Source organism: Acinetobacter sp. NIPH 298, from assembly GCF_000369505.1.
Taxonomy (GTDB): Bacteria; Pseudomonadota; Gammaproteobacteria; order Pseudomonadales; family Moraxellaceae; genus Acinetobacter.
In genome coordinates, this window is record NZ_KB850055.1 from 2,362,105 (window position 1) to 2,386,196 (window position 24,092).

Here is a 24,092-nt window from a genome sequence, read left to right on the forward strand (position 1 = left end):
ACTATCGTGTTAATACTCATTGAGTAAACCAATATTTATCAAACAATTAATCTAAAATTATTAAATTTTAAACATTTGATTTTCATTATTTTTTTAATGAATTCATTTTATCTTCAAATACAACAATCCAAATAAGCGGCTTTAGCTCATCCAGTGATTGAGTTAGGATGAATATCTTTCGATGGACAAATCCAACCCTTTCCGCCGCTATAAGAGTAAAAATATGTCACAACAAGATTTTGAAAATGGATTAAAAGTTCGTACTGAAGTCATGGGCGAAGCATTTGTGAAACGCGCACAGGACAATACTGTGCCGTTCACGCAACCCCTACAGGACTGGATTAATGAACATGCTTGGGGTTCAACTTGGCAACGTGAAGATATATTGCCACGGAAATATCGCTCATTGATTACCATCGCGTTTCTAACTGCACTCAAAAGCCCCACTGAGCTGAAAGGCCATATTCGTGGCGCTTTGAACAATGGGGCGAGTATTGAAGAAATTCAAGAAGTCTTACTACATAGCCTACCGTACTGTGGTGCACCTGCGACTCAGGAAGCATTTCGAGCCGCGCTTGAAGTCATTCAAGACTACACGCCTGAATCTTAAATTAAATTTCAACTAAGCATTGCTCACGTTAAAAAGTCTAGCGCCGAATCAAGAATTTTTCGGCGTTTTGCTTTCAAGACTCTGCTACATTTAATATCAGCCACATGATCTATTCTGTTTAAATGCCCCAAATCAATAATCAAATGCCCCATTTAGGTTACTTCTTTCTTTATTTTTAGTTTTATGCTTTGAAAATAATAAGTTAAGTCTTTAAACCCTATTTGTCTCGATTGGGCTGTATGAAAGGTTACAGTGAAATAGAAAAATACAAGCATATTTCAATTTTCTCTGACTAAATTTTCCTCAATATCAATCGAATAAAGCTTAAGCGCTATTAATACACTTTTTGCCATCATCTTTAGCGCCTGAACTTACTAAGATGTGCAAGATAATGAATGAATTTTGAGTAAAATGGAGCAATCAATTGAGTAAAAAAATACAATTTGACCATGATGGCATACAATTCCCTCTACAGTCTGGGAAAAAATCACCAAGTACCACCCATACTGCTAAACAAATTTTAAAGTCAGCACTACAAAGTGTAGATTCTCGTTACGCTACACAATTGGCTAGCGAGAAAAACTGGCGAAAAAATTATCCATTTTATTTCCACGAATTGGTCAAGGTCGGGATCGAATCCGTCGATCATCCTGCACGTATTGCACAGCAAGGTCTTGAGACAGCCAAAAGTTTATTTAATTTTAATCGTGCTGAACAAAGTCATACTTTAACTAGTGCAATGGCAAATATTAAAGATCAGCCTTTTGAGTCTTTTATATTAAAAGGCACAGGTAGCTCAACGATTCAACCTTGGTTTATTCCCTATCATGGAAAAAAATTACAAGGCGAAGCACTATTACAGCAAATTGACCTTTGGGAACAACAACAAGTCATCGAACCGAGTCATGCCAAGGCGCTCCGCTTACTCAATCAACATCCTGAATGGTTTGATTTATCAAAGCGCACTATGGTGTTGTTCGGTGCAGGTTCTGAAGCAGGTCCTTTAAGTTGGCTAGCAAAATGGCGTGCTAATATTGTAGCGATTGACCTCCCCCATCCAGCCATTTGGGAAAAAATCACCAAAGTGATTGAAAAAGGTAATGCCACCTTAATCGCACCGCAAATGAAGGTCGCTGATAAGCAGCAACTTGGTGCAAATTTACTGACTCAAACGCCAGAGATTGCCAATTGGTTAAACACCTTTTCTGAGACTTTAGACTTGGCAGGGATCGCGTATTTGGATGGTGAAAAGCATGTTCGTGTTTCCATCGCCATGATCAGTATCATGGAACAAGTGAGTCAACACAAACCTGATAGCAGTATCATGTTTATGCTCACGCCGACCGATATCTATGCCATTCCAAAAGCAGTCGTGCATTCTATACAGGATAAAATTAAACAGCGTCCAATCGTAGAAAAACTGCTCACTAAATCCATTCACAATATTTCTCTTAGTAACTTTTTCAAACCCAATTTGAAACAGTTAATTCAATCAGATAATGGTCAACAATATGGTATTTCCGACTGTATGGTGATTGAACAAGGTCCAAACTACGCCCTCGCGAAGCGATTGCAACAATGGTTCGCTATTTCAACACGTGCGCGTGGTCAAAAGACAGTCATCAATATTGCGCCGTCTACCACAACACACTCGGTCGTTAAAAATCCAATTCTGAAAGCAGCTTTTTCGGGTGCTGATTTATTTAAGGTTGAAACTTTTAATCCTGAAACGACTAATGCCATTATGGCTGCGCTTTGGATTCATGATCTAAATAACCCAGAGAGCGCGACGAATCCAGATAAGCAGTTAGATCATCCATTAGAACTGATTATGGAAAATGCTAATCACGGTGGTTTATGGCATGTACCATATTTGGCAAGAACAGCCCTACCATTCGCAGCCGCATATGGTTGGGTGAGAGAAAAGTTTTAATTTAATACAAACAAATAAGGAGGAAATATCTAGACTTCCTCCTTATAACTTAGACAAAACCTTTATATCTCTTCATCAATTCACGGTACTTGTCGCATCCTCTATACCGCTATTCGTGTTATGTGAACAAACAAGTTTTCCTTGCTCGCCAGCCGCTCTCCAAGCGGTATAAGGTCCATCAATTTCTGCTTTAGTATGATTTTGCAAAGCCAAAACACTATCACCAATCGCTAATAACTGTTCTCTCATTAAATTAAAATCAACAGCATCTTTGCCAAATGATGGCGCCCAAAGTGACCAAGGTCCTGAAATTGTCGCCATAGTTGGGATTAAGTTTTTATGTGAAGCATTTCCGATTCCCCCAAAATCACACTGTTTTGGTAAGCGTTTAGCATTCGGCACATCCTGCCCCGTCGATATCATCACCGCAGGTAATTTACGTCTTTCCGCAGCTTCGGTTGCAACTTTCTGCATTAACACATGATCTTCGGGTACAAACCAAGCTTGTGGTTCTGGCTTACCTGAAAATTCTAACGTTCTTCCAACACCATCATCTGTTCGTGGTTTAGCAACGATTTCGCGTGTTCCTAAATGCTCTACTGCAAAAACAAAGCTGACTTTACCTTGTTTATATTCTTGATCGAGTTGTTCCATATATCGAAAGGTTCCCTCTTTCGACATATGTAAATGACCTGTATTGAATGCAAATTCATAGGTTTTCGGGCGGCATTTTAACGGTAGCTTTGCAAAATATTGTGCCATTGCAATCATACCGCTTACACCATTTTCTTGTACCCATGTATTCCCATCTGTATTTGCGACAAATACAATTTTTTCATCACTTAAACCCGGCAGAGTGGCAATCAAATTGCGGGTAGTAGCATTATCTCGTTCAGCCTGAACCACAATTTTTGCTTGTGTATTGCTCGATGCTAAAGCTTTGACTTCAGCAAATTCATCCACACCTAAAAATACTGCTGGAAGTCGATAATGTAATCCGTTGTGCGGATCAAAGTAGTCTTTAATCTGATCTCGAGGTACATCAAAACCAAGAATCAGACCTGCAGCTCCCACTTTTCCAGCAGCAATTAAGTCTTGATTCATTAACTCACCAGCTAAGAAAGGTTTGTCATATCGTTGTGTTTTAAGTTCATTTAGCGATGAACTTAAATATTTTGCGAACTGAAATAAAAATGCATAAGGTGGTGCAACCATATTGGCATATACAGGGTCTTGTGACGTTGGAATCGCACGCACAATAATTTTACCTTTATGTTCAGCCGTAATAGGTTGATTGCTTGTGAGAAAGACCAATTCGCCACTGTTGCCAGTTAAAGTTGTACCTAATGAATAAGGAACAGCTCCAGCAATCGGGATCTCTTTTCCATTCACGGACAATTGCCCAGAACGTAATAAACTGCGACCTTTACCATTTTCAGCCACAATCATCGGTTGCCAACGCTGAATCTCGTATTGATCTGATTTTAGCTGCATACCCGGTATTTTCTTGGCTTCAAGTTCGATCCAATTAATTAACTGTTGGTGCGCTTGACTTCCTGTTGAACGCAATTGCGCCAAGTCAGGACCGACTTGTACCATTTTTTCTAAAGTTTTAGCGTCCGTAAATTGTTTTTCATCCATAATACTTGGGCAACTGTCTCCAATAACAGGTGGATTAACGACAACCGTATTACGATCACTTCCACAACCCGTCACTGAACATCCAAGTAACACCAAACCGATAGATTGCTGATAAATCTGTTTTATTTTCATATTCATTCCCTTTATTTACTCAAACTCAACACATCTTCATGTGACTTACCCGATTATTTAAATCACGAGTTTTGAGTAAAAATATCCATATTCCTACCGAACTAACGTTCTTATTCATCATCAAAATCATGCTAATCCCTACAACACTACAGTGAGTCGCTGTTAGCAACTAGAATTCATTGATGATTCACTAAGTCATCTTTCAAATCCTATAATGAACTCATCATTTAAAAATAACGCTTCTGAGTCACCTCATTTCTAATATGGGACAAACTGAAAAATGGTCTGTTTTAAGCATCTATAAGTTTTAGTCTTCGACCACTTTAGAATTTGCATTTTTACGATATTGAGTTGGTGTTAACTGAGTCTGCAATTTAAACCAAGAGATAAAGGAATGACTGGTATAAAAACCTAATGCTTTTGAAATAAATGAAACTGAATGCTGATAACTTTCCAAATAATTGACGGCTAATTCAAAACGAACTTCATCCAGTAATTTGCTATATGAACTTTCTTCAAGCTGCAACTTCCGACTTAAAGTTCTTACATTAACACCTAATTGTTCTGCAACATTTTCGCGAGACAATCGCTCATGGTGAAGTAATAAATAAATTTGTGCCTTCACTTGTTGTGCAAAATTTTGTTCAACTCGTTGTTGCTCTAATAACTTTGACGCGAATAATCTGACACTGTCATATAAACCTGCATTTCCTGTCTTCAATGTCATGGTTAATGATTTAGGTGACAATAACAAAGCTGTTTCTGCTTGATCAAAATAGACAGGACAACCAAAGAACGTTTCATAATATGCTTGTAATTCAGGCTTCGCCAAAGAGTGCGTAAAGTGAACAGCTTTGAGAATGGAAAACTCTTCATTTCTGACTAAACGAAGTAAACTGAGCCACCATGATAAGTTATATTCATTGGCACAACGGCTAAAAATCGGATCGTTTGATCTGCATTTCCACTTCCAATAAACCACGTCAGATTCTGCTTGTAATGAAATATCACCAATACAGCCGATCAGTGGTTGAAACTCTTTTAATGTTTCAATTGCTTTATTCAAACTAGAAGCCAAGGGTACTAAATGACCTAATACACCATAAGCTGTAGAGTCCATTTTTTGGAAAAAACTTAAAGCAATTAATGGATCTTTTTGGCTACTATAACTATAGATGTAGGCAATAATTTTTTCAAAATGGCTGAGCGGAATACATTGATTCGAATCACCTAATTGTTCTTCTGTCAGACCGCCTTGCAATAACAGTGCTTCTCTATTGATTCCAAAAAAACTAGCATGCTCTAAAATATGGTTTACAAGACCCACCAGCACCTTACTTCCAAGAGTATCATCCATTTTTATTGGAAAATCAGTGGTCATCTTCATCACCCTAGATAATTGATCCTTCAATCATAATAAGTTTAAATCACAAATGAGGTTTATGCACAAATTTCAATGTACGAAACCAATTGACTGAATTAAACAGACCGTCTATTTGACTGATACCAAGCTAAATAGGATCACGGATATACAATCCTTTTTCGAAAATCTATTCAATAAACATCCTAAATTGATCATTTTGGGGGATAAGTTAAGCAGATGAGTCACTGAGCTCATCTCATTTTTCTTCTAAGATGCGGCTACTGAATAGCAACCTTAGAGTTTTAGGTTCCAATGACTCAATTGCCGAAAGTTAAACAACGTTTACTTCACTCCAAAGCTGTAAAAAAAATGCTGAATAGTTCTACGAGTCAGCAAACACGTCATATTGTTTCCAATGCAGCGGATCGCTTGTTACGCGGACATCAACTTGCCTTATCAGGTAAAACACCATTTGACGTTGTTTATCAACGTGAAATCATTAGTTTACGTTATTACGCAGCAGATGCAGGCGCAGCGCAAAAACACCGTATTCCATTGGTTATTGTGCCGCCTTTAGCTGCAAATATGCTGATTTACGATTTATTTCCTTCACGTAGCTTAGTCCGTTATTTTCAATCACAAGGTTTTGAGCTTTACTTGATCGATTGGGGTACACCGAGTTTGCGCCAAGCCAAATACAATTTAGGCACTTACGTAAAAACGTTTATGCCTGACTTTATCGAAAAAATCCGAGAACATAGTGGTCAGCAACAACTGTCACTGTATGGCTGGAGTTTAGGTGGTGCCCTTTCACTCTGCTATACCTCGTTATTTAAAGATAAAAATATAAAAAACTTAGTCATTTTAGCCTCACCGATTAACACCCATCAATCAGGTTATATGGGCAAGCTATACCAACGCTTAACCATTCCTGCGCAATGGATTCGCAACAACACCAATTTTCGTATTAAACAAATCCCAAGCCGTGTCTTTCATATTCATGGTTGGCAGAACACCCTTGGTTTTAAACTAACAGACCCTATCGGTAACTTTAAAAATTATTGGGACCTGGTCAGAAATCTGAATGATCGCCAATTTGTGATTAACCATGCAACCTCAAGCTCTTTTGTCGATAACATGCTGGCCTATCCAGGTGGTGTTATGCGAGATATTATTTTACGCTTCTGGATCGATAATGAGTTGTCGACGGGTTCAGTTCAATTCGGTGAACAGACTGCCAACTTAAAAGATATCGACTGCTCGGTACTCGCGGTCGGTGGTAATACCGATATCATCGTCACCACTGAAGCGATACGCCCTTTAATGGACCTCATTAGCAGTGAAGATAAGCAATTTAAAATCGTTGCAGGCGGACATATGGGACTGGTCTCAGGCAATCAAGCACCGCAAACCGTTTGGCCTGTGGTGACTGATTGGTTAGCCCAACGCTCTCTTTGATCATTTGCATAGGTCGGTAAGGTTGCGATCCTTTAAAGCCACAACCTTACCTTTAACTCAGCCTAATCGAAAAATGCTTGGGACGCTAAGCCAAGCGTTGCTGACGATGCAATACCAAACTCTCAATATTGACCGGTGTCCCCAATAAATATCCTTGTAACTGATGGCAACCCAACTTGGTTAAAATATCAGCTTGCTGTTGAGTTTCTACCCCTTCTGCGGTTACCGTCAAACCCAGTTTTGCAGCAAGATGAATGATACTTTCTAAAATGGCTTCTTCTTTAGAGTTTGGCTGTAAGTCGATGATAAAACCCCGATCTATTTTCAACTCATCTACAGGTAAGTCTTTTAAATACAAAAAGCTTGAATAACCTGTACCAAAATCATCGATTGCAATACGGATACCTAACTTGCGTAAACGCTCTAAAGTCCGAATGCTCGAATCAATATGATGCATTGCGGTTGACTCAGTGATTTCTAAAATCAGATGTTGAGGTTGAATAGCATATTGTTCGATCAGTTGCTCTAAGACACTAAAGAGTTTTTTATTTTCAAATTGAAGCGCCGATAAATTGACTGCAATGGGATAAAACGGACTATTTTCTTGTTCCCATTTCTGAATTTGCTGACAAGCCTGTTCCAGCGCCCAATATCCCATTGGAATAATTAAACCTGTTTTTTCAGCACCATCAATAAACATGTGCGGCGTTAATAATCCTAAGTTTGGATGATTCCAACGAATTAGTGCCTCAACACCGCATACCTCATAATTTGCCGTAAATTTAGGTTGATAAAATAAAATGAACTGCTGCTCATCCACTGCTTTATACAAATCATTGATCAATTTTGACTGACTACGGACATCTTGTTGATCCGTCATCGCATGAAACATGGTGTAGGTATTACGTCCCTGATCTTTAGACATCAACATGGCAATATCTGCATTAATCAGGAGATCTTGCACATTGGTTCCATGCTCAGGATACATCGCAATTCCAAGGCTCGCAGAGATATTAATATCTTTACCTGCAATCAAGTAGGTTTCCTGAATGAAGTACAAAATACGTTCTGCAAGTTGCATCGCATCATTGCTGTCGGTGTTTTCCGAAATCAAGACAAACTCATCACCACCAATACGAAATAACCTTTGATTGGCATTGAGTTGATTATGTAAACGATTTGCCATTTGAATCAGTAATTGATCACCAACATGATGACCAAAAGCATCATTCACAGATTTAAAGCGGTCTAAATCGATATATAAAAAAGCAACTTTCTGTTCACGCAACCGATGATGAGTAAAAACAACCTCGGCATAATCGGTTAAATATAAACGATTGGGCAATTTAGTTAATGCATCATGTAAAGACTGTGTCGCAAGTTCTTTATTGATTAAAGTGAGTTGTTGATTGCGTTGCTCTAATCGAGCTTCCAATATAGCTACCGCGAAACCTGCGACAAAAACCAAACTGGTAATAACAATAATCGTGAATAATAAAACGCTTTGTTCAGTTTGTGCAGGAGTAATTACTTTAACGAGGTTTTCATTAAAGTACGTTGCAGCCATGCCGATATAGTGCATGCCAACGATACTCAGTGCCATTAATACAGCAACAATTACTTTTAAAGTAATTCTATAATTCACCGCAGCTTTATATTTAAAAATAAAAAAGAAACTTAGTCCTGAGCCACTAATTGCGATCAAAATCGAGCAGATCACAAGCAATGGATCATAATACATCTGATGATATTCAACGGTGAGCGCCGTCATCCCCGTATAATGCATGCCAGATATCCCAAGCCCCATAAAAACAGCGCCTAGAATCAAACGAGCAAGAGGTAAAGTTTGACGCGAAGTCAACCATACCGCAAAGACAGAGGCGACCGCTCCAATCAGATAAGAGAGAACCGTCAAACCAACATCAAAATGATATCCTTCTGGCAAATGGCTAGCCAGCATCCCCACAAAATGCATCGACCATATCGCTAGGCCTAAAATCAGACCACTCGCTACTAAAATGCTTTTTTCAAACTTTTTATAAGCAGCTTTAAAAACGAGCTCTTCCATTGAAACTGCAGCGTAACAGATCACGACTGCAACCAGAATGGAAACGATGACCAATGTGCTATCGTAATCAACGTGTACCATAAAGGACTTCCATGATTATTCAGTACTTTTTTTATTTACTGAGCAAATTGCTCAAAATCAGAACGATCCTTCACACTCAAAGAAATATGAAGTTTATCTTCATAAACTTTTCCTAACAATAACATCATCTAGCATAAGGTCAAGTCTTTTTCACTTTATAAATCAATAGAATAAAAACATAAAATACAGTTTATTCCTATAAAAAATATTGTTTTTCCCATTCCATTTTTATCTAAAGACTTACTTTATCTTTTACTCGATTATTTTAAAGTTTAAGTGATTACTCTTTTAATGCTGTGAATCGTGCAGATACCCCAAAGTATGCAACGATATTGCCTCAATCAAATACGAAATATACTTATTAAATCGATTAAAACATGAACAATATTAAGCCTATTTTTTATTTGTATTGTTATAACTCTGTTATCAACAGCAAATAAAAAACCCTTGTATCAAAACAAGGGTTTTTCAAAGATGGAACTAAAACTTAGTTCTTTTCTTTATCAACAATTTTGTTTGCTTGAATCCAAGGCATCATCGCACGTAACTTGTTACCAGTCACTTCGATACCATGTGCAGCATTTTGACGACGACGAGCAGTCATAGAAGGATAGTTTAACGCACCTTCTTGGATAAACATTTTTGCATATTCACCTGACTGGATACGCTTCAATGCATTACGCATTGCTTCACGAGACTGTTCGTTAATAACTTCAGTACCCGTTACATATTCGCCATATTCAGCATTGTTTGATACTGAATAGTTCATGTCCGCGATACCGCCTTCGAACATCAAATCAACGATCAATTTCAATTCGTGTAGGCATTCGAAATATGCCATTTCTGGTGAATAACCCGCTTCAACCAAAGTTTCGAAGCCCATTTTCACCAATTCAACCGCACCACCACAAAGAACTGCTTGCTCACCGAATAAGTCAGTTTCAGTTTCTTCACGGAAAGAAGTTTCGATGATACCAGTACGACCACCACCTACGCCAGAAGCATAAGAAAGTGCAACGTTACGTGCATTACCAGACGCATCTTGGTGAATCGCGATTAAATCAGGAACACCTGAACCACGTTGGAATTCTGAACGTACAGTATGACCTGGCGCTTTTGGTGCAACCATAATCACGTCTAAGTCTTTACGTGGAACAACTTGGTTATAAAGAATAGAGAAACCATGTGCAAATGCTAGAGTCGCGCCTTCTTTGATATTTGGTTCAATCACATCACGATAAAGCTGAGATTGGAACTCATCTGGAGTCAAGATCATGACTAAGTCAGCTTGAGCAACAGCAGCTGGAACTTCAGATACTTTAAGACCTGAATTTTCAGCTTTTTTCCAAGAAGTAGAACCTGCACGTAAACCAACAGTGACATCTACGCCAGAGTCTTTTAAATTAAGTGCGTGAGCATGACCTTGTGAACCATAACCAATAATTGCAACTTTCTTGCCTTGGATGATTGATAAGTCACAGTCTTTATCGTAAAAAATTTGCATCTGTTTTCTCCGCTAAAATTTTTGTCATTTTCCTTGTTGTACAAGGACAGATTTGGTCGCTCCCGATTTTGGCATTGCTTTGGCCAAAATTGGGAGAAATATATACTAAATTGTTAGAACTTTTTCGCCACGCGCGATGCCTGAAACACCAGAGCGTACAACCTCTAGGATGGTATTTTCAGCCAATGCATCAATAAAACCATCAATCTTGTCGGTAGTACCAGCGATCTGAATGGTATAAGTCGTTGGCGTTACATCAACGATTTGAGCGCGGAAGATATCAGCAGTACGTTTGATTTCAGCACGAGCCGCTCCCAACGCTTTTACTTTAATCAACATCAACTCACGTTCAATGTGTGCACCTTCAGACAGGTCAACCACTTTCACGACTTCAACCAGTTTGTTCAACTGCTTGGTAATTTGTTCAATTTTATGGTCATCACCATAAGTCGTTAAGGTCAGACGAGATAAGGTTTCATCTTCAGTCGGTGCAACATTTAAAGTCTCAATGTTGTAGTTACGTTGGCTAAATAAGCCTACTAAACGAGAAAGCGCACCAGCTTCGTTTTCAACGAGTACCGAAATAATATGTCTCATTAGGTACGCTCCCCTTTTCCTAACCACATGTCTTGCATCGACTGACCTGCGATCAACATTGGATAAACATGCTCAGTCCGATCGACCATGACATTAATGAATACACATTTATCATTAATCGCCATCGCTTCAGCGAGTTTAGACTCAAGCTCATCTGCATGATCGATTTGGATACCGACATGACCATAAGCTTCCATTAACTTAGCGAAATCAGGCAATGAATCGACATAAGAACTTGAATGACGTCCTTCGTAGTTCATATCTTGCCACTGTTTCACCATGCCTAAAGCTTGGTTATTTAAGCAAAGAATTTTTACATTCAAGCCATATTGCTTACATGTTGATAATTCTTGGATACACATCTGAATCGATGCTTCACCTGTAATACACACCACTTGCTGATCAGGGAATGCAAGCTTGGCTGCCATTGCATATGGCAAGCCAACACCCATGGTACCTAAGCCACCAGAGTTGATCCATTGGCGTGGGCGTTTGTATTTATAGTAGTTTGCACCAAACATTTGATGCTGACCAACGTCAGAGGTAATGATCGCTTCACCATTGGTCACACGGTCCAGTGCTTCAACCACTTGTTGTGGTTTCATTTCACCATTTTTAGCCGCTTCATAACGCAAACCATGCACTTTACGCCACTCATTAATTTGAGACCACCATGCTGCAATCGCTTCAGGGTTTGGCTTAGAAACATTCATCTGCTTGAGTTGTGCCAACATTTCTTGCAGCACAGGCTCTACTGCACCCACAATCGGGATGTGCGCCATAATGGTTTTTGAAATGGTTGCTGGATCGACATCAATGTGAATGACTTTAGCATTGAGACAGAATTTAGCAGGGTTATTGGTAACACGGTCATCGAAACGCGCACCAATCGCTAAAATGACATCTGCATTGTGCATCGCCATATTGGCTTCATAGGTTCCATGCATCCCCAACATACCCACAAATTGTGGATCATTTCCAGGGAAAGCACCTAAGCCCATCAAAGTATTGGTAACTGGATAGCCCAATAAATGTGCAAGTTCAGTCAACAACCCAGACGCATTACCTTGAACAACACCACCACCTGTATAGATCATTGGGCGTTTCGCGGTAATCAGCTCATCAATTGCTTTACGAATCTGACCTGAGTGACCACGTGATGGCGGTTGATAAGAACGCATCTTCACTTTTTCAGGATATTCGTAGGCAAATTTATCTGCTGGATTGGTTGCATCTTTAGGAATATCGACCACAACTGGACCCGGACGGCCAGAAGATGCGATATAAAATGCTTTTTTAATAATGGCAGGAATTTCGCTGGCATGACGCACTTGGAAACTGTGTTTTACGATTGGGCGAGAAATCCCAACCATATCTGTTTCCTGAAAGGCATCTTCACCAATTAAATGACTCGCAACCTGACCAGACAAAATCACCATTGGGATTGAGTCCATATACGCAGTTGCGATTGGAGTTACAGTATTTGTTGCACCTGGACCAGAAGTAACAAGAACAACACCTGTTTTCCCTGTTACACGTGAATAAGCATCTGCCATATGACCAGCAGCTTGCTCATGACGTACAAGGTAATGATTGATTTTGTCTTGTTGAAAAAGCGCGTCATAAATATGTAAAACTGCGCCGCCTGGATAACCAAAAACATGCTCTACGCCTTCGTCCGCGAGGGCACGAACGAGCATTTCACCACCAGATAAAAGTTCCAACGTGATTCACCCTATGTTTACACAATTTATGGGAGGCATAAATTGTGTTTCATTCATTAACTTATGCACTTTTTGTATGTGTGCGTATTCTACTCGTTTTTGCTGCAATAGGAAAAATTTTCTGACTCATCAGCCGTATAAGCTGTTATTACATCTCGAATCAAAACATGTTGGGATAAACATATTTCAAAAAATCATTCTCTCGGCTAGAAAGAATGTCCATTGCAAGCCATGACATTTATTCGAAGGGTGATCAAATAAACGCATATAAAACTAAAGCAAGCATTTTTGTAGCTTTCTTAAACAAAGTCAAGAATAAAGCAACAGTTTTTATATAATATTTTTTGGCTGCTGTTTTTTTAAACAGCGCAGTTATAAAAATAACTGCATATTCAAATGAGTTTTATTTCAATTATTGTACTTTTGGTATTTATAATTTCCAGTTAAAGTATTTATTTTAAATATTAAACAACTGATCGGATCAAATGATCTTGGGGAAAATCACAATGCAATCATCTCATTTAAAAACAATTACATCCATAATCTTAACTAGTTTGTTCATGTTCTGTTCTGGCCAAATATATGCTCAACAATATTATAAATGGATCGATACGAATGGTTCGACGCATTACACCACTACTCCACCACCTAAAGGAGCAAAACGCTTAGATAAAATTTCAACTTATGGTTCAAATAACAATCAAAGCAGTCCCAATGCTTCTTCACAAAATCAGCAAACTACACCTCAACACAACACCTCATCGAATACAAATCAGCTTCAACAAGAAAATATGCATGGAGATGAAACACCCCAACCACAAAATATAGGAATAGCAGCAGCACCAGTAGAACAATAACTTAAAAGTTTAGGGAGAGTGTCCAAGACATTCTCCTCACTTATATCCAATAAAAACACTGCTAAAAACTGACATTTCACCCCGTTTTGCGCTATGCTGTGCAGCAATTATTTTCCACTTATTTTGTTGTATCGCATATCCCTATGACGACTTCTCACATTGACGCCGAATATCAAGCAAGTGCCATTGAGCCTCAAGTTCAACAAGACTGGGACAATCGCAAAGTTTTTAAAGTTGCAGACACTGTAGAGGGTAAACATCGCTATATCCTATCGATGTTCCCCTATCCAAGTGGCAAACTGCATATGGGCCATGTGCGCAACTACACGATTGGCGATGTGATTAGCCGTTTTTACCGCCTAAAAGGTGAAACCGTTCTACAACCAATGGGTTGGGATGCATTTGGTTTACCTGCGGAAAATGCAGCGATTGCCCATCAAGTTGCACCAGCAAAATGGACCTTTGAAAACATCGCTTATATGCGTGATCAATTAAAAAAATTGGGCTTATCTGTCGATTGGGATCGTGAATTTGCTACCTGTACCCCTGAGTACTATCACTGGGAACAATGGTTATTCGTTCAGCTTTATAAGAAAGGCTTGATCTATCGTAAGCTTTCAACCGTGAACTGGGATCCTGTAGACCAGACCGTTTTAGCCAATGAACAAGTTGAAAATGGTCGTGGTTGGCGTTCAGGTGCATTGGTTGAAAAACGCGATATTCCAATGTACTACTTCCGCATTACTGACTATGCACAAGAATTATTAGACGATTTAGATACCTTAAAAGATGGCTGGCCTCAACAAGTCTTGACCATGCAGCGTAACTGGATCGGTCGTTCAACAGGGATGGAAATCACTTTCCCTTCTGCAAGTCCTGACGTGTATGCAGATAGCTTAACGGTTTATACCACTCGTGCAGATACCCTGATGGGTGCAACTTATGTCGCGGTTGCTGCTGAACACCCTATGGCATTGAAAGCAGCGGAAAGTAACCCTGTACTTGCTGCATTTATTGAAGAATGTCGCATGGGTTCAGTCGCTGAAGCTGATTTAGCCACTGCTGAAAAGAAAGGCATGGCAACGGGCTTATTTGTGAAGCATCCAGTCACTGGTGAAGAGTTGCCAGTGTGGATCGCAAACTACGTGTTGATGTCATACGGTTCGGGTGCGGTAATGGCTGTGCCTGCACATGACGAGCGTGACTTTGAATTTGCCAATAAATTCAACCTACCAATTAAGCAAGTCATTGATGCTAAAGGCGCTGATGATGCTGAATACACTGCAACTGAATGGCAGGAATGGTATGGCTCTAAAGAAGGCAAACTGGTCAATTCTAGCGAATTTGATGGCTTAACCCTCCAAGCGGCTTTTGATGCATTCCTTGCAAAATTAGAACCACAAGGTTTAGCGAACGCGAAGGTTCAATTCCGTTTACGTGACTGGGGTGTATCTCGTCAGCGTTATTGGGGTTGTCCAATTCCAATGATCAACTGTAATACATGTGGTCAAGTCCCTGTTCCAGAAGATCAATTGCCAGTGGTATTACCGACTGATGTGGTTCCAGATGGTTCTGGCAATCCATTAAACAAGATGCCAGAGTTCTATGAAACAAAATGTCCAAACTGCGGTGGCGATGCACGTCGTGAAACCGATACATTGGATACTTTCGTAGAATCATCTTGGTACTATGCGCGTTACGCATCGCCTGACTTTACGGGCGGTCTAGTTAAACCTGAAGCTGCGCAAAACTGGCTTCCAGTCAACCAATACATCGGTGGTGTAGAGCACGCGATTCTGCATTTACTTTATGCACGTTTCTTCCATAAATTGATGCGTGATGAAGGTGTAGTACAAGGCAATGAACCATTTACTAACTTGTTAACGCAAGGTATGGTCTTGGCAGATACCTTCTATCGTGAAGCTGACAATGGCAAAAAAACATGGTTTAACCCTGCCGACATCGAATTAGAACGCGATGAAAAGGGTCGTATCCTTTCAGCTAAATATTCAGGTGATGGTCAAGAAGTTGTGATCGGCGGACAAGAAAAAATGTCCAAGTCGAAAAACAATGGTATCGACCCACAAGCGATTATTGATCAATACGGCGCAGATACTGCACGTGTATTTATGATGTTCGCTGCACCACCAGATCAATCATTAGAATGGTCAGATGCAGGTGTTGAGGGTTCAAACCGCTTCTTGAAACGCGTATGGCGTTTAACGTCTGGTTTCTTGGAAAAAGACAATCAAGCAACGGCGATTGATCACAGCAAACTTTCAAAAGATGCGCAAGACTTACGTCGTAAAACCCACGAAACTATTCAAAAAGTGGGTGATGACATCGAACGTCGTCATGCATTTAATACTGCTATTGCAGCATTGATGGAATTACTCAATGCTAGTAATAAGTTTGAAGTCAAAGATGACAATGACGTTGCAGTTGCGCGTGAAGCCATTACGACATTGTTGACTTTACTTGCGCCATTTGCACCGCACTTGAGTCAAACCTTGTTAACTCAGTTCGGAATGGATTTAACCACAGTTGAATTCCCACAAGTCGATGAGTCTGCGTTAACCCGTAATACACAAACGATTGTTGTACAAGTGAATGGTAAACTTCGTGCTAAGTTAGACGTCGCTGTCGATATCTCTAAAGAAGATTTATTGGCTCAGGCAAAAGCGTTACCAGAAGTTCAACAATTCTTAACTGGTCCAACCAAAAAAGAAATCGTTGTACCAAACAAATTGGTGAATTTAGTCGTTTAAACTGTAAGGGCGTATTATATACGCCCTCATTGTCTATGAGGAATGGATATGCACTTAGCACAACGTTTAGCTGCGATTGTTTTAACCTTAGGTCTAAGTGCAGGCTTAGTCGGCTGTGGCTTTCACTTAAAAGGCAATAATCCAGCGGCAACACCACTGGTCTATAACAAACTGACTTTAGTTTTGCCTGACTATACTGATGAGCTGGAAAACCGACTGAGTATTTATCTCAGTGCAACAGGCGTACAACTGAGCAATTCAAATGATGCTTATGTACTGCGCATTTTGGATTACACCCCTCGCCGCCAATTACTGAATGGTAAATTGACTGAGGTTCTGCTTCGTTTGACAGTGACTTTTCAAATTGAAGACCGTCAAGGCAATAAAATTACTGAACCGCGTACTTTAACTGCATCACGCACTTACCAATACGATGTCGCAACAGTCAACACGGATAATCAACAAGAAGCTTATCTGAATCGTATTGTGATTGATGATGTAGCTCAGCAAGTGACGCGTCAGATCGCAGCAAATCGCCTACCTAAAGCTCAATCATAATCTGTATCTATGAAACTAGATTATGTTCAAGCGTTAAAAAGGGTTAAAGAAGCTCGCGGTGCATGGATCATTCATGGTCAAGAGCCTCTACTCGAGCAGAATCTGCTCGACACCTTTCGTAAGAGCTGGCAGCAACAAGAAGTTGAACGCCAGCGTTATGATATTAGCAGTGTCAATGATTGGAAAAATGTCTTTAATGCCCTGAATAGTTTGTCATTATTTTCTCAACAACTGGCAATCGAAGTTCATGGCAATATCAAACCCGATGCCAGCGCTTTAAAACAACTCAAAAGTTATATTCAACACAATGAACATAATTTATTGCTGATTGTTTTACCAAAACAAGACAGTGGCAATCTCAAATCTGCATTTTTCCAAGTGGTCGAAGCCAATGGTGTGGTCGTGTCACTCACTGCCACCTATCCTCAAGACCGACAACGTATTTTAAATATTGAAGCAGAAAAACTCGGTATTCAGTTAGATCAAGCAGCATGGCAATGGCTAATGCAGCATCATGAACATAACTTATTGGCTGCTAAAAATAGCTTGATGCGTGTTGCGGACACCTTCCCTGATATCCAACACATTCAGACCGAACAATTGTATGCCTGTTTGCAGGATCAGTCGCGTTATACCACTTATGATTTAAGCGATGCCTTACTGGCGGGAAACTTAGCGCAATCCGTTAAAATTTATCAATACCTCATTGCAGCAGGTGAGCCTGATAGTCTGATTTTATGGACGCTGAGCAAGGAAATGCGTTTATTGATGCAACTGTTTGAACAACCACAAAACGCCTTGCAACTGGGTATTTGGAAAACCAAAGTATCAAACTATCAACAGGCGCTACGTCGTCTAAATCCGCAGCAGTTTCTCACATGGCCTGATTTATTATTGCAAATAGATGCTGCCATCAAAGGCATGTCCAAACAGAACAGCAATCATTTAATGTTGCAAGCGATTAGCAAACTTTGTGGCACAACTTTATTTACCCAATCTTCGTAAACCGATACAAAGCGCTAGATCAAATAAGAAAATAGAGAATTATTCTCATTATAGATTAAAAATATTCACGCTTTATCCTTATTTCACTTTTATACTAAACAAAATTTTTTAATTACGCGCTTGTACCATGCCAAAAATGATTTCTAAAAAAGTTAGACCTGTAAAAACAATCATCATTGTGGTCAGCATTCTGGTGATCGCCCTACTCAGTTGGCTCATGTTAAAGCCTAAAGAAACTGCACCGCAGTACATTACCGCTGAAGTGAGTCGTGGTGATATCGAAAGTTCAGTTTTAGCGACAGGCGTATTAGAAGCGACTAAGATGGTCAGTGTCGGCGCGCAAGTTTCAGGTCAAGTTAAAAGGATGTATGTGCAACTTGGTGATCAAGTTAAACAAGGACAACTGATTGCCCAAATTGATTCTGTTCGCCAAGAAAATGAATTGAAAACAGCCGAAGCTAGTATTAAAAATCAACAAGCGCAATTGGCGGTTCAACAAGCCAACCTTGCGAAAGTAGAAGCAGAATACAAACGTCAACAAACCATGTTCAGTCAAGATGCCACCTCTCGCGCAGAGCTGGAATCTGCATTAGCGAGTTACAAAACGGCTCAAGCACAAATCGCGGCCATCAATGCGCAGATTGAACAATCACGCTTAACCCTTGCAACCACAAAAGAAGACTTGGGATATACCCAAATCGTTGCGCCGATGGACGGTACGATTGTGGCAATTGTGACCGAAGAAGGTCAAACGGTGAATGCCAATCAAACTGCTCCCACCATTGTGAAACTTGCAACGTTAGATACCATGACGGTTAAAGCACAGATTTCTGAAGCGGATGTAATGCGCGTTGAAAAAGGTCAAACAGTTTATTTTACGACTTTGGGCAATAGTGAGAAAAAACATTACGCCAAATTACGCCAAGTCGAACCTGCACCCAATTCAATTAATACCGAAAATACCAACACCAGTTCGTCATCTACTAGCTCTGCTGTGTACTACAATGCGCTGTTTGATGTGCCAAATGAAGATGGCAAATTACGTATTGATATGACAGCGCAGGTTTATATTGTGTTGGCTGAGGCAAAAAATGTGCTCACCGTGCCAGCTTCAGCGTTACAAACAAGCAAACGTCCAAATCGAAAAGATCGTGGAACAGATAAAACCGAAACCAAAGATGCCGCAAAATCGCAACAACCGAAACGCCTCGATTTGACGGCGGATGAACAAGCATTAATTACGCAAGGCAAAGCATCAACCAGCATGATTCGTGTGCTACAAGCAAATGGCACCATCCAACCTCAACCTGTGTTAATTGGTCTCAATAATCGTGTCACAGCGCAAGTCATCAAAGGTCTGAAACAAGGTGATCAGGTGGTGATTGCCGATGCATCAGATAGCTCAAATGAAGCGGCAAAACGTAGTAGTCAACGTGCGATGAGAATGTAATATGACGCAAGATCAAATACATTCATCTCAGCCTCTACTTGAGGTCACTGACCTCACGCGTGAATTTCCTGCGGGCGAAGGAACAGTACAGATCCTCAAAGGCATTAATTTAAAGATTTATGCAGGTGAGTTGGTCGCGATCGTCGGTCAGTCGGGTTCAGGCAAATCAACCCTAATGAACATTTTAGGATGTTTGGATAAGCCGAGCGCTGGAAGTTATCTGGTGAGTGGACGAGAAACGCGGCAGCTCGAACCTGATGAACTGGCGCAATTACGTCGAGAATATTTTGGTTTTATTTTCCAACGCTATCATTTGTTAGGTGATCTGAGTGCTTCAGGAAACGTAGAAGTTCCAGCCATTTATGCAGGTGTGGATAGTCATTTGCGTCAGCAACGTTCTGCTGAATTATTATCCGAACTTGGGCTTGAAGAACGCCTACATCATCGACCAAGCCAGCTTTCTGGCGGACAACAACAACGTGTTTCAATTGCTCGCGCCTTGATGAACGGCGGCGATGTGATCTTGGCAGATGAGCCAACAGGTGCATTGGATAAGAACAGTGGCGTTGAGGTGATGCGTATTTTACGTGAACTCAATGCCAAAGGTCATACCATTATTCTGGTGACCCATGATATGAATGTCGCTAAAAATGCGACACGAATTATTGAAATCAGTGATGGTAATATTATTTCAGACCGCGCCAATACGCCTGAAAATACCGATCCTGATTTAGAGCGTCGCCCCTTGCAACGCAATCCGCAAAAGAAAACCTCCGCTTGGCGATCTTTCTTTGATCGTTTAGGTGAAGCATTCCGTATGGCATTGCTTGCAATGAATGCCCATCGCATGCGAACTTTTTTGACCATGCTCGGCATTATCATCGGGATTGCATCTGTCGTGTCCGTTGTTGCGTTGGGGAATGGTTCACAAAAGCAGATTTTGGAAAATATTAGCAGTCTCGGCACCAATACCATCACCGTTTATCAAGGACGGGGTTTTGGTGATACCTCCAGAGCGTCACAAGTCAAAACCCTCGTCCCTGCCGATGCAGATGCACTGGCGGAACAGCCTTATGTCGATGGCGTCAGTCCATCTGCCAACACCAGTGTGACACTACGTTTTAAAGACACCGAAGCATCAGCAACGGTCAATGGTGTCAGTGAAGACTTTTTCTATGTTCGAGGCATGACCTTTAAATCAGGTCAGCCTTTTGACAAAGGTGGTGTCACCCAACGTGCGCAGGATGTGGTGATTGATACCAATACTGAGAAAACCTTTTTTGCGGATGGAACCAATCCCGTCGGTCAAGTGATTCTTCTGGGCAGTGTGCCGAGTCGAATTATTGGTGTGATTGATGCTCAGCAAGGTTTCATGGGCAATTCAGACAGCCTCAATGTCTATCTCCCCTACTCGACAGTTATGAGTCGCATGTTAGGTCAATCCAACGTTCGCAGCATCATCGTGCGAATTAAAGATGAATACCCAAGCAGCGCAGCTGAAAATGCCATCCTGACACTGCTTGAACAGCGTCATGGTGCACAAGACGTATTTACTCAGAACTCAGACAGTATCCGTGAAACCATCCAGCAAACCACAGCAACCATGACTTTGTTGATTTCAGCCATTGCCGTGATTTCATTGGTGGTCGGTGGTATCGGCGTTATGAATATCATGCTGGTTTCTGTGACTGAACGTACTCAAGAAATCGGGGTACGTATGGCGGTCGGTGCTCGACAAAGCGATATTTTGCAACAATTTCTGATCGAAGCCATTCTGGTCTGCTTGTTGGGTGGCGTACTTGGAGTACTGCTCTCTTTGGGCATCGGACAAATCATTGGGCATTTCGCCAAAGGCATTATTGAAATGAGTTATTCAACCACGTCAATCGTCGCAGCCTTTGTCTGTTCAAGTCTGATTGGTATTGTTTTTGGCTTCTTACCAGCACGAAATGCCGCCCAACTCGATCCAGTTGCCGCTTTAGCGAGAGAATAATAGCGAAAAAATCTATCCCAGAAATATGATACACGTGAACGTCATCCGCAACCTGCGTGGTATCAACAGAATACTGTTTCTGCGATAGATTAAGATAATTGAAAAAATATGACAGGTTTTGCGGATGACTATGCCTTTGCTTACTTTGGGCGAAACCAAAGTAAGTCTAGCTGAAAGCTTATCCTAAAGTTGGATGAGAACTCGGTAAGACACCGTTACAGCCTTATTAAGGATACAAAAATGAAGAAGCTTAGCCTTGCTTTATGCTTGAGTACAACACTTGTAGGTTGTACCGCTATCGTCAAAACCCCTTATAACGCACCCGCTATACAAGTACCACAACAGTTCCAATACGATGCCCAAAAAAATCAAAATGTGAATCTGACCGATCAATGGTGGACACTGTTTAATGATGCCCAGCTCAACCAACTGGTTGATCAGGTTTTGGCTAAAAACAGTGATCTTATCGTTGCAGGCATCACCTTAAAACAAGCCCGTTTACAAGCTGGATTGGCAGAAAATAGACAAGGACTGCGTACCAGTTCCAGTGTATCTACAGGTCATAATTATGACCTACGCTCAGGTAATGGCAGTGATCGCGGCCTATCAACCAGTTTGGGTGTGAGCTATGAGTTAGATTTATTTGGAAAATTGGCAAATCAAACTGAAGCCAGTCGTTGGGAGGCGCAAGCTAGTGAACAAGACTTACAGGCTACGGCGCAAAGTCTGGTCGCAACAACAGCAAAACTCTACTGGCAACTTGGCTATCTGAATGAACGCTATCAAACAGTTCAACAAAACTTAGCTTCCACGCAGAAAATCTACACTTTGGTACAATCACAATATAAAGCAGGTGCGGTATCAGGTCTGGATTTGACCCAAGCGGAACAATCGGTACAAAGCCAAAAAGCCAGTCTCAGCCAAATTGAACAACAACGTGTAGAAGCACGTACAGCGATTGCGGTACTGCTGCATCAGCCTGTACAACAACTGAATATACAAGAGCCAGTGCAATTACCACGCAATGCTTTGCCTAATATCGGGGTAGGTTTGCCTGCGGAAATCTTATCTCGTCGTCCAGATTTGCAAGCTTCGGAATTACGTTTACGAAAAACCCTTGCCAATAAAGATGCGACCAAAGCGAGTTATTATCCATCGATCAATTTGACGGGTAATTTAGGTGCTTCAAGCACTTCATTGACTCAACTGCTACAAAATCCAGCGTTAACTTTGGGTGCAAGTTTAAGCCTACCTTTCCTTCAATATAATGATATGAAGAAAGATATTGCCATTAGTGATCTTGAATATGAAAAAGCCATTACTCAATATCGTCAAGGTCTGTATCAAGCCTTTGCCGATGTCGAAAATGCTTTATCCAACCGAACCCAGTTAGATCAACAGGTGCAATTGCAACAACGCAATGTAGAACTGGCGGAAAAAACTGAACGACTAACCGAAGTACGATATCGTAATGGTGCAATTGCCTTGAAAAACTTACTCGATGCGCAAGCAACCACCCGTAACGCACGACTTAGTTTGGTTGAAACCAAGCAAAATCAATACAATGCCTATGTCACTTTAATGCAGGCATTGGGTGGAAGCCCGATCAAACAATAGTCTATCTAGGCTATTGTTTTAATTCTGCTTGATCATTTACATTTGTATGAATCAACTGAGAGGATTTCACTTTATCATGGGCATCAAATACAACCTCATATGAGAGTTTTTGACCATTAAAGTAGATCTCAGTTGGTGAACCAATAATTTCCCATAGACCAATCGTGGCAATATCCGCAGTGGTATGCCACATTGTGCGGCTGATTCGTGCTGCTTTTGAATAACCCTGCTGGAAGGTATAAATTTCTTTTCGTTCACCATTGAGTGTTTCTGATACCACAGGAGCACCAAGTTCAGAAATCACGTGATTACGATGTTTTCCGACCTCTAAAACGGTCAAATTCTTTTTATGAGGTTGGTTACTTGCCATAACCGCTGCACAACCTTGTAGCGATAGTAGCATCGCTAAGCCCAATACAATGATAATTTTCTTCACGTTATGCTGACCTTCCCCGAAGCGATAAAAATAATATGTTTATCGATACTTTATTTAAAATTTTCGATTAAACAAAAAACCAGCATTAATTATCATATAAAGTATGAGGTGACAAATGATTAATTATACTTATTGATATATTTTCAATAGATCGCTCATTGCTGAATTAAATATAAAATCAAAACTTATGAAATGATGTTGTTCATAGCTTTTGTGTTGACGTAAATATTGCTGTTTTATATGCTGAGCGAAATAAATCTAAGTTGGATCAAAAGTCTAATTTTTATACATAGTATA

At 40.4% G+C, this 24,092-nt stretch carries 17 protein-coding genes; 10 read left to right on the top strand and 7 right to left on the bottom strand.

What is annotated here, in order from left to right; genetic code table 11:
* The first annotated feature begins 223 nt into the window (after nucleotides 1-223).
* Nucleotides 224-610, top strand: coding sequence for a carboxymuconolactone decarboxylase family protein (locus tag F903_RS15925; RefSeq protein ID WP_005198606.1), 387 nt, complete (start codon nucleotides 224-226; stop codon nucleotides 608-610).
* 424 nt (nucleotides 611-1,034) lie between these two features.
* Nucleotides 1,035-2,543: a hypothetical protein gene (locus F903_RS15930; protein ID WP_005198608.1), complete on the top strand. Its 1,509-nt coding sequence runs from the start codon at nucleotides 1,035-1,037 to the stop codon at nucleotides 2,541-2,543.
* Between the two features lie 75 nt (nucleotides 2,544-2,618).
* Here the strand turns inward: F903_RS15930 and F903_RS15935 are convergent, their stop codons facing one another.
* A complete protein-coding gene (locus tag F903_RS15935; protein WP_005198610.1) occupies nucleotides 2,619-4,316 on the bottom strand; it encodes a zinc-binding metallopeptidase family protein in 1,698 nt (565 codons plus the stop codon).
* A gap of 307 nt (nucleotides 4,317-4,623) precedes the next feature.
* On the bottom strand, nucleotides 4,624-5,697 hold the full coding sequence (locus F903_RS15940) for an AraC family transcriptional regulator (protein WP_005198613.1): 1,074 nt from the start codon (nucleotides 5,695-5,697) through the stop codon (nucleotides 4,624-4,626).
* Between the two features lie 294 nt (nucleotides 5,698-5,991).
* Here F903_RS15940 and F903_RS15945 point away from each other — a divergent pair, with 294 nt between their 5' ends.
* The gene (locus F903_RS15945) at nucleotides 5,992-7,137 is read left to right on the top strand and encodes an alpha/beta fold hydrolase (protein ID WP_005198614.1); all 1,146 of its coding nucleotides are present in this window, start codon (nucleotides 5,992-5,994) and stop codon (nucleotides 7,135-7,137) included.
* An 85-nt stretch (nucleotides 7,138-7,222) separates the two neighbouring features.
* Here the strand turns inward: F903_RS15945 and F903_RS15950 are convergent, their stop codons facing one another.
* The 4 genes from F903_RS15950 to F903_RS15965 form a co-directional block, all read right to left on the bottom strand.
* Complete coding sequence (locus F903_RS15950) at nucleotides 7,223-9,286, bottom strand: putative bifunctional diguanylate cyclase/phosphodiesterase (RefSeq protein ID WP_005198616.1); 2,064 nt, start codon at nucleotides 9,284-9,286, stop codon at nucleotides 7,223-7,225.
* A gap of 487 nt (nucleotides 9,287-9,773) precedes the next feature.
* On the bottom strand, nucleotides 9,774-10,790 hold the full coding sequence (gene ilvC, locus F903_RS15955; RefSeq protein ID WP_004672686.1) for a ketol-acid reductoisomerase: 1,017 nt from the start codon (nucleotides 10,788-10,790) through the stop codon (nucleotides 9,774-9,776).
* Between the two features lie 105 nt (nucleotides 10,791-10,895).
* The gene (gene ilvN / locus F903_RS15960; RefSeq protein ID WP_004672684.1) at nucleotides 10,896-11,387 is read right to left on the bottom strand and encodes an acetolactate synthase small subunit; all 492 of its coding nucleotides are present in this window, start codon (nucleotides 11,385-11,387) and stop codon (nucleotides 10,896-10,898) included.
* A complete protein-coding gene (locus F903_RS15965; protein ID WP_004672683.1) occupies nucleotides 11,387-13,111 on the bottom strand; it encodes an acetolactate synthase 3 large subunit in 1,725 nt (574 codons plus the stop codon). The genes ilvN and F903_RS15965 overlap by 1 nt, the downstream gene beginning before the upstream one ends.
* Before the next feature lie 506 nt (nucleotides 13,112-13,617).
* Between F903_RS15965 and F903_RS15970 the strand changes: the two genes are divergently transcribed.
* The 7 genes from F903_RS15970 to F903_RS16000 all read left to right on the top strand — a co-directional run bounded on the left by F903_RS15970 (nucleotide 13,618) and on the right by F903_RS16000 (nucleotide 23,359).
* Nucleotides 13,618-13,968 (top strand): DUF4124 domain-containing protein, encoded by a 351-nt coding sequence (locus tag F903_RS15970; RefSeq protein WP_005198620.1) that lies wholly within the window; start codon nucleotides 13,618-13,620, stop codon nucleotides 13,966-13,968.
* Between the two features lie 143 nt (nucleotides 13,969-14,111).
* The gene (gene leuS / locus F903_RS15975; RefSeq protein ID WP_005198622.1) at nucleotides 14,112-16,736 is read left to right on the top strand and encodes a leucine--tRNA ligase; all 2,625 of its coding nucleotides are present in this window, start codon (nucleotides 14,112-14,114) and stop codon (nucleotides 16,734-16,736) included.
* Between the two features lie 48 nt (nucleotides 16,737-16,784).
* Nucleotides 16,785-17,294 carry an LPS-assembly lipoprotein LptE gene (gene lptE, locus F903_RS15980; protein WP_004672680.1) on the top strand — a complete coding sequence of 170 codons (510 nt, stop codon included), beginning with the start codon at nucleotides 16,785-16,787 and terminating at the stop codon, nucleotides 17,292-17,294.
* A 9-nt stretch (nucleotides 17,295-17,303) separates the two neighbouring features.
* Nucleotides 17,304-18,299 (top strand): DNA polymerase III subunit delta, encoded by a 996-nt coding sequence (gene holA, locus F903_RS15985; RefSeq protein ID WP_005198624.1) that lies wholly within the window; start codon nucleotides 17,304-17,306, stop codon nucleotides 18,297-18,299.
* 127 nt (nucleotides 18,300-18,426) lie between these two features.
* The gene (locus F903_RS15990) at nucleotides 18,427-19,749 is read left to right on the top strand and encodes a MacA family efflux pump subunit (protein WP_005198628.1); all 1,323 of its coding nucleotides are present in this window, start codon (nucleotides 18,427-18,429) and stop codon (nucleotides 19,747-19,749) included.
* A gap of 1 nt (nucleotide 19,750) precedes the next feature.
* Nucleotides 19,751-21,742 carry a MacB family efflux pump subunit gene (locus tag F903_RS15995; protein ID WP_005198630.1) on the top strand — a complete coding sequence of 664 codons (1,992 nt, stop codon included), beginning with the start codon at nucleotides 19,751-19,753 and terminating at the stop codon, nucleotides 21,740-21,742.
* 240 nt (nucleotides 21,743-21,982) lie between these two features.
* Complete coding sequence (locus F903_RS16000; protein WP_005198632.1) at nucleotides 21,983-23,359, top strand: efflux transporter outer membrane subunit; 1,377 nt, start codon at nucleotides 21,983-21,985, stop codon at nucleotides 23,357-23,359.
* A 10-nt stretch (nucleotides 23,360-23,369) separates the two neighbouring features.
* On the opposite strand, the gene F903_RS16005 is transcribed toward F903_RS16000, so the two are convergent.
* Complete coding sequence (locus F903_RS16005; protein WP_005198634.1) at nucleotides 23,370-23,795, bottom strand: hypothetical protein; 426 nt, start codon at nucleotides 23,793-23,795, stop codon at nucleotides 23,370-23,372.
* Nucleotides 23,796-24,092 lie beyond the last annotated feature (297 nt).